We start from the raw sequence: 7,325 nt of genomic DNA, 5'->3' as shown, positions 1-7,325 counted from the left end.
GACTTTGTTCATCCTCCCACATTTTGTATTTCACTCAAGCGAGAACCGCTATATGCTCCAATGCAGAGGTCGGTTCTGATGGGGAGCAGCCATCAGACGCAAGGGGGAAAGTCCGGTGTAAATCCGGCGCTGTCCCGCAACTGTAAAGAGGCTTTAGTCTCTGAGTCAGGATGCCCGCCGATGGTTAACTTACTGTTCACACCATCTGCGAGGTACGGATGATGGCTATAGTTGCGCGGCTTTTTCGCGATGCCTTCGGCGGGCGCTTCCGCCATCGAAAGCTGGTTTTTGATATTGCTGTAGGCGCGAGTCAATTCTTATTAATTACCACTTTAATCATTGCTTGCCATAGTACAGCAATCAACATATCTACAAATACTAATAATAACAGTTGTATTCAAGGATACGATAAAAATACTGATTACTTTCCCAATAAAGTTAAAATTACTCATGCCACAGGCTTGGCAGTAGAATATCACAAACACTACAAAGTAGTCACCATTAAGAATCCTTGGCAAAATGCTAAGACAGGTTTTCAATATATTTTAGTCCAATGTGGAACTCCTACACCGAAAGGATTTAATCAAGCACAGGTAATTACAGTACCGATAAACTCAATAGTTTCTCTATCTACTACTCATTTACCTCACTTAGCCAAGTTAGGTGTAGTTGATAAGCTTATTGGTATTAGTAATAGTAAGCAAGTCAATACTCCTGATGTAGTCGAGAAAATCAAAGCCGGAAAGTTAGCACAAGTAGGTGATAATTTAAATGTGGATATAGAGAAAGTACTAGAATTAAATCCTGACTTGGTAACAACTTTTGGTACTGGAAATTCTCAAACTGATAGTTATGCCAAACTCACAGAGGCGGGTTTGAAAGTGGGGATAAATTCTGAATATATGGAAGACACGCCACTGGGAAGAAGCAAATGGTTAAAATTTACTGCTCTGTTTTTTAATAAAGACGAACAAGCAGAAAAGATATTTAGTGAAATTGCTAATAAATATGAACAAGTAGCTCAAAAAGCTAAATCTGTAAAAAATCGTCCGACTGTATTTGTTGGGTTCAATTTTCAAGAAACTTGGTATATGCCTGGAGGCAAAAGTTATGTAGCTAAATATCTGGCTGATGCGGGTGCAAACTATCTCTGGAGTGATGATAAATTTTCTGGTAGTCTACCTTTATCTTTTGAAGTTGTTTTGGAACGTGCAGCAAACGCTGACTACTGGTTGAATTTTAGCCAATCTTGGCAAAGTTTAAAAGATTTAGTCACAGAAGATAATCGCTATGCTGATTTTAAAGCTGTGAAAACAGGCAATCTATACAATAATAATGCTCGTGTTAATGAAAGTGGAGGTAATGATTACTGGGAAGGTGGAATCAGTAATCCAGATATAGTTTTATCTGACTTGATTAAAATATTGCATCCAGAGATATTACCTAATCATCAGTTATTTTATTACCGCAAAATTATTTAATAATGTTAAACAAAAAATGTAAATTTAAACCCCTGTTATTAAATCAAAAAACTCCGGCTCTAAAAATTATTATTTTTTCAAGTTTACTTACAGGTTTAATATTTGCCTTTTTATTAGACTTGGCTTTAGGTTCAGTTGATATTCCCCTGAATGAAGTAATAAAAATTTTGCTAGGACTTGAACCAGAAAAAGTTACTTGGACTCATATTCTTCTCAAATTTCGCTTACCTAAAGCTTTAACTGCAACTTTAGCGGGTGCAGCTTTAGGTGTGAGTGGCTTACAAATGCAAACCCTATTTAAAAATCCCTTAGCAGGGCCTTTTGTGTTGGGTATTAGTTCTGGTGCAAGTTTAGGTGTAGCGTTAGTTGTGCTGACAGCAAGTGCTACGACACCAACATTATTAGCAGATTTGGGAATCATTAGTGATTTTGGTTTAGTCATAGCAGCAAGTCTTGGTGCTGCATCAGTTTTAGGGATGATGTTAGTTGTTTCTCGCCGAGTGCAAGATACGATGACGCTACTAATTTTAGGTTTACTGTTTGGTTATGCTACTAGTGCAATTGTTAGTATTTTGTTGCAATTTAGTTCAAAGGAACGTATTCAAAGTTATATAATGTGGACTTTTGGTAGTTTTGCTGGGGTGACTTGGAGACAGTTAGTTGTTTTAATTCCTGTGATATTTTTGAGTTTATTGGGAGCAGTCTTGCAATCGAAATCTTTGAATGCACTTTTACTTGGTGAATCTTATGCACGTAGTCTAGGTTTAACGGTGCAGAAAACTAGATTTTCAATTATTACTAGTGCATCTATATTAGCAGGCGCAATTACTGCTTTTTGTGGGCCAATCGCATTTCTAGGTGTAGCAATTCCTCATCTCTGTCGTAGTCTTTTTAATACTTCCGACCATCGGATATTAATTCCTAGTGTAACAATGATAGGTGCAATCTTAGCATTGTTTGCAGATTTGTTTTCTCAACTTGCGGTAAGTCAGATGGTTTTACCTTTAAATGCTGTTACCGCTTTGATAGGAACTCCTGTTGTTACTTGGGTGATTCTGCGGCGTAATTCTCGGAAGTCTTTTCCGTCGTAATTAGGTTTTTTTAAACGCAGAGGTACGCAAAGTAAGCGCAAAGTAACGCAGAGTGTTTCTAAAGTTAATTCTCTAATGAGTAACTCGATTTTAACAACTCACAATTTGACTATTGGTTATAAAACATCCCGAAAAACTGTTCGGTGTGTTGCGTCGGATATTTCGGTATCTCTCTTAGCTGGGGAACTGGTTTGCTTACTTGGCCCTAATGGTGCGGGGAAATCTACATTACTGCGATCGCTCGCCGGAATGCAACCCCCAATAGCAGGTGAAGTCCGACTCTTAGGAGAAAATATTTACAAGTTAGCACCACAAGAATTAGCTAAACGTCTGAGTTTGGTACTTACTGAGAAAGTTGATGTCGGAATGCTATCAGCCTACACCTTGGTGAGTTTGGGGCGATATCCTTACACTGACTGGTGGGGAAATTTGACACCCGAAGATGAAGCTATAATAACTTGGGCAATAAAATCTGTAGGAGCAGTACACTTAGCACAATGCCAAGTTAGTGAATTAAGTGATGGTGAACGCCAAAAAATCATGATTGCGCGCGCTTTGGCTCAGTCGCCTATTGTTATGTTACTTGATGAGCCAACAGTATTTTTAGATTTACCGCGACGGGTAGAAATTATGCAGTTGTTACGCCAGTTAGCACGAGAAACTAATCAGGCGATTCTCCTTTCTACCCACGATTTAGATTTAGCTTTGCGCCTTGCTGATAAAGTTTGGCTATTATCAACTAATGGTATTTTATCCGTTGGCGCACCGGAAGATTTGGTGTTGAGTGGTGCATTTGCTGATACTTTTGAGAGTGAAGGTGTAGAGTTCGATGTTGCTTCTGGGGAATTTCATCTCCACCTACCTTACAAAGGAGAAATTAATGTGATAGGTGAGGGTATTGCTGTAACATGGACTATTCGTGCTTTAAAACGTGCAGGCTTCCAAGTTAATCAAATTCAAAATAAATTACCAATCTCAGTAGAAGTGATATCAAACTCTAAACAAGTTTTGTGGAAAATCACAAACAGCAAGACTGTATATACTTATCATTCATTGTATGAAATGATTAAATTTTTGGATTGTTTATAAAAGCATTGTCCCTAATTTATTAAGATTCTCTAACTGGATAATCAGAAAAAATTCCGAAATAGCTCTAATATCTTCTGTCGCACTCGTTCTATAACTACTTCTTACTCAGCAGATAGCCCATCAAATAGCATCTAATATATGAACCTATCCCACTATTCTAAAAATTCCTACTTCTTTTCGTCGTAAAATGTGCTTGAAAACCTTGATTTTTCGTTTTAAGTTCTCAATAAGCCTAAGCTTTGTAGCACAGATATTATTAGTGGGATAAGTTCATGTATCGCGCTTCTCGATTATTACTGACGGTCGCAAGGGAATTGAAACTTTGGTAAGAGCCGTTGCCAAGTCTACAGTACTGCCGCTCCATCTTTGACAAAAAGTGGACATGATTGCACTTGTGATTTACAAGGGTTGCAGAGTTCCTGGAGCAACTAATTCCTCACAAGTGCAGCACAAGTTAACTGCGGTTGTATATTTGCGGGAGATTGCGCTGCAATTAATTCAACTTTGCCATTAGCGTTGCGATGCCAGGAAGTAGCTTGGACAAGTATCTCTGGAGAGGGGGGAATTTGGGCTGTCACCTCACGAGTTTTGCGGTATGCTGAGATGTCGCGGGTGTCAGACCAAGTGCGATCGTTCATTACTTGTTGATTTGGATTTTGCGGCACACCACCCCGACCCGTTGCGACAAAGGGGTTGCGTTGATTGCCCGTGCAGCCTGTGACAATTTGCTGAGATGGATCAGTGACATTTGCTGGTAGTTCGACTAAACCCGAATTTGGATCAACGCCGATGGTATTGACTTGAACCGTGCCGCTAACCCCAAATTGGGAACTGGCAGTGATATCATTCTCTGGTGTGAGTTGGGAACGAAACTTTAGTCCGAAAAGCCCTTGTGTAGTGATTTGGATATTGCCCCCCCGACCTTTGACGGCATTAGCAATAATGTCGCTATTTTCTAAACCCACAATGCTCGGAGCGTTGAGCGTGATATTACCACCATCACCTGCTTCCTTAGCTTCAACAGAAATTTTGCTATTACCCCGCATTAATAATAGTTGTTGAGCATTGAGAACCAAGTTTCCTCCGTTTCCAGATTGTGTAGTTGCGGAAATTGTCCCGTGATTAGTCAGGAAAATCGAGTCAGCATAAACCTCGAAATTACCTGCATTGCCTGTACCCTCATTTCTCACCCCGATGTCAGCTCGATCCATAACACGCAATTGAGGCGTTATCAGGATTACCCCTCCCGCATTCCCACTGGGAACTTCCGGTAGCCGATAAGTTGCACGGGTGACAGGATCAAGGCGTAGTGCATTAGATCCAATGCTGCTACTGAACATATTCCCGATACTTTACTGCTATTTCAACGCATCTAAATTTACATCAACTTTGTGTAAGTACTTACTAAATCTTAGAAAGAATAGCTTGGGCAGCAGCTTCATCAGTAATCAGTCCTGTAATTAACTTGCCATGCAGAGCAGCCAAAATCGCCTCCGACTTTCTCACAGCGCCTGCCACACCAATAATGAGTCGATGAGCCGATTGTTCGAGGACTACGCTGGCAACCCGACTGTTTGTCCCCTTTTGCAGTAGTACTCCACGATCGCTGTAAGCCCAACCTGCAATTTCTCCTACTGCTCCCAGTTCAATCAATTCAGCCACCTCATCGTCATTGATGAAGCCGTCTTGATGTAACGGAGCATTCCAGTCAATGTGACTAATTCCGACAAAGGTTGCTTTGGCTTGCTCTGCAAGAGTTTTGACGGCAAGAAACGATCGCTGAGTCTGCAAGAGTTCTCGTTCTTCGATACTAGTGGCGACAACGGGAGTCGGCACTGGGTAAGCTTGGGAACCGACGCGATCGGATAAATGCATAACCACTTCGTGACGACCTGCACGCCCAGAATGAGACATATTCCCAATAATTGAAACAATTTTATGTTGGGGTTGGTTCATTGAGGGTATCTGCTCCACCATTGCTCGCAATGTGCGACCTGACGAAAACGCCAGTATACTTGGGGTTTTAGCCATTAGATAAGCCTCTAGGTGGGTGGCAGCACATACACCAATTCCGTATAATGTATCACCATTCCCTGCGTCAGTTGGTACTACTTCACAAAGTGACAGATCAAAGCGATCGCGTAACGATTCAGCCAGAGCAATGCATTCACTCAGGGGATGATCAAGTCGAAATTTAATCAATTTTTCACTAACTGCCAGTGCTACTAAGCGTTGTGCAGCTTGCCGGGACACATTGAGCTTGGCGGCAATTTCTTCTTGCGTATTGCCGGCGATGTAATAGAGCCAAGCAGCATGAGCAGCCAGGTCTAATTTGCGATCGCGCCGCTCCAAAAAAGGTTGTCCCATATACTACCTGCAAAAACTATGTATCTATCAAAGGTATGATTACATTGTTTAGGGTATATGCCCAAAGATATAATCTTTGCTCAATTATTTTTAAATTTCTATTATCCCCCAGTCACCTCCAAGTTAAAGCCAGTAATGTAGCTTGCCTCTTCGCTCATCAAAAACGCTACTCCATTCGCCACCTCCTCCAAACTTCCCAAACGCCGCATTGGCACGGAATTGATCATCTGTTGCTCAACCACCTTGGGATCGGCATCAAAGTATTGTGACCCTACTGCTGCTTGTAATTCGGTTTGCCGCGTCCACATAAAACCAGGGCCAATCAACGCAGGGGAGAGTGCATTGACTCGGATGCCGTAAGGAGCTAAGTCTTTTGCTGCCGTTTGAGTAATTCCAATGACAGCAAACTTTGAAGCGGCATAAGCCAACATATTTGGCGGCCCAACTACCCCTGCATAACTTGCCATATTAACGATCGCGCCTCCACCTGTATCGCGTAATTGCTGTGCAGCCGCCTTGAGAATGTGAAAAACGCCGACAACGTTAATGTCGATCACCTTTTGAAAGTCGTCTTCAGGATATTCGTCAGTCTTGGCAAACACTCCTTGATAACCTGCATTATTAAATACATAGTCGATCCGCCCAAACTGCTTTACAGTGCCAGTAAAAGCTTTGGCAACATCATCACTAGCTGTAACATCACAGCGAAACGTGCTAACTGGAACGTTGTACTCTTTTATTTCCCCAGCCACATCTGCCATCTTCGGTTCATTTAAATCTAGCAGGGCTATTCCTGCACCATTAGCAGCAAAACGGTGTGCAGTTGCCTTGCCAATATCTCCCGCACCGCCAGTAATTAGGATCGTCTTACCTGCAAACTGATAAGTTGCTTTTGCCGTCATAGATTCAACCTCTTATTGAAGAATTGTTGCAAATGGTCGTGATGAAAATCAGATTGGTATGATTTCTATTATTGAGCTTTTGCCCAAAATTAGAGCATAAAATCAAAAATTTGTTTTGTTCGGTTTTTTACTTTAAAGGAGTTATGCGATGCGTATTCGCCGCTTCGCTAAAGTGCTAGCTGCATTTCTGGCTGGAGTGATGCTGGCGCAATTAGTATACGCTTGCTCGCCAAGTTCCCAAGCCGCCCAGAAAACTAAACTAACGATCGCCACAGTTAATAATGGCGACATGGTGGTGATGCAAGGGCTTTCTCGGAAATTTGAGTCAGCTAATCCTGATATTCACTCTAGTGATTTGAGAGCTTAAAAACTTGAGTGCATATTTTCAGATGCCC

At 41.5% G+C, this 7,325-nt stretch carries 7 protein-coding genes and 1 riboswitch; of the genes, 4 read left to right on the top strand and 3 right to left on the bottom strand.

The window, feature by feature from the left end; all coding sequences use genetic code 11:
• Positions 1-53: 53 nt before the first annotated feature.
• Positions 54-197: riboswitch (cobalamin riboswitch) on the top strand.
• Positions 198-218: 21 nt separating this feature from the next.
• From ACFFAP_RS33310 to ACFFAP_RS33300, 3 genes are all read left to right on the top strand, one after another.
• Positions 219-1,481, top strand: coding sequence for an ABC transporter substrate-binding protein (locus tag ACFFAP_RS33310; RefSeq protein ID WP_375515226.1), 1,263 nt, complete (start codon positions 219-221; stop codon positions 1,479-1,481).
• 2 nt (positions 1,482-1,483) lie between these two features.
• A complete protein-coding gene (locus ACFFAP_RS33305; RefSeq protein WP_375515225.1) occupies positions 1,484-2,572 on the top strand; it encodes an iron chelate uptake ABC transporter family permease subunit in 1,089 nt (362 codons plus the stop codon).
• Positions 2,573-2,647: 75 nt separating this feature from the next.
• Entirely contained in the window at positions 2,648-3,661 is a 1,014-nt protein-coding gene (locus ACFFAP_RS33300; protein ID WP_375515224.1) for an ABC transporter ATP-binding protein, read from the top strand.
• Positions 3,662-4,089: 428 nt separating this feature from the next.
• On the opposite strand, the gene ACFFAP_RS33295 is transcribed toward ACFFAP_RS33300, so the two are convergent.
• The 3 genes from ACFFAP_RS33295 to ACFFAP_RS33285 form a co-directional block, all read right to left on the bottom strand.
• Complete coding sequence (locus tag ACFFAP_RS33295) at positions 4,090-5,001, bottom strand: hypothetical protein (protein WP_375515223.1); 912 nt, start codon at positions 4,999-5,001, stop codon at positions 4,090-4,092.
• A 64-nt stretch (positions 5,002-5,065) separates the two neighbouring features.
• Positions 5,066-6,028 (bottom strand): sugar-binding transcriptional regulator, encoded by a 963-nt coding sequence (locus ACFFAP_RS33290; protein WP_375515222.1) that lies wholly within the window; start codon positions 6,026-6,028, stop codon positions 5,066-5,068.
• Positions 6,029-6,129: 101 nt separating this feature from the next.
• Positions 6,130-6,930, bottom strand: a complete 801-nt coding sequence (locus ACFFAP_RS33285) for an SDR family NAD(P)-dependent oxidoreductase (protein WP_375515221.1) — start codon at positions 6,928-6,930, stop codon at positions 6,130-6,132.
• 148 nt (positions 6,931-7,078) lie between these two features.
• Here ACFFAP_RS33285 and ACFFAP_RS33280 point away from each other — a divergent pair, with 148 nt between their 5' ends.
• Positions 7,079-7,297: a hypothetical protein gene (locus tag ACFFAP_RS33280; protein WP_375515220.1), complete on the top strand. Its 219-nt coding sequence runs from the start codon at positions 7,079-7,081 to the stop codon at positions 7,295-7,297.
• The last annotated feature ends 28 nt before the right edge of the window (positions 7,298-7,325 follow it).

The organism is uncultured Nostoc sp. (genome assembly GCF_964245575.1).
In the GTDB taxonomy this organism is placed as follows: Bacteria; Cyanobacteriota; Cyanobacteriia; order Cyanobacteriales; family Nostocaceae; genus Nostoc.
The sequence above is the reverse complement of the archived record's forward strand: the minus strand, read 5'-3'. Positions and strand labels throughout refer to the sequence as shown.

Excerpts from the sequence above, each read along its gene's own strand:
- ACFFAP_RS33280 (WP_375515220.1), top strand. The coding sequence starts at position 7,079 with ATGCGTATTCGCCGCTTCGCTAAAGTGCTAGCTGCATTTCTGGCTGGA.
- ACFFAP_RS33285 (WP_375515221.1), bottom strand. The coding sequence starts at position 6,930 with ATGACGGCAAAAGCAACTTATCAGTTTGCAGGTAAGACGATCCTAATT.
- ACFFAP_RS33300 (WP_375515224.1), top strand. The coding sequence starts at position 2,648 with ATGAGTAACTCGATTTTAACAACTCACAATTTGACTATTGGTTATAAA.
- ACFFAP_RS33305 (WP_375515225.1), top strand. The coding sequence starts at position 1,484 with ATGTTAAACAAAAAATGTAAATTTAAACCCCTGTTATTAAATCAAAAA.
- ACFFAP_RS33310 (WP_375515226.1), top strand. The coding sequence starts at position 219 with ATGATGGCTATAGTTGCGCGGCTTTTTCGCGATGCCTTCGGCGGGCGC.
- ACFFAP_RS33295 (WP_375515223.1), bottom strand. The coding sequence starts at position 5,001 with ATGTTCAGTAGCAGCATTGGATCTAATGCACTACGCCTTGATCCTGTC.
- ACFFAP_RS33290 (WP_375515222.1), bottom strand. The coding sequence starts at position 6,028 with ATGGGACAACCTTTTTTGGAGCGGCGCGATCGCAAATTAGACCTGGCT.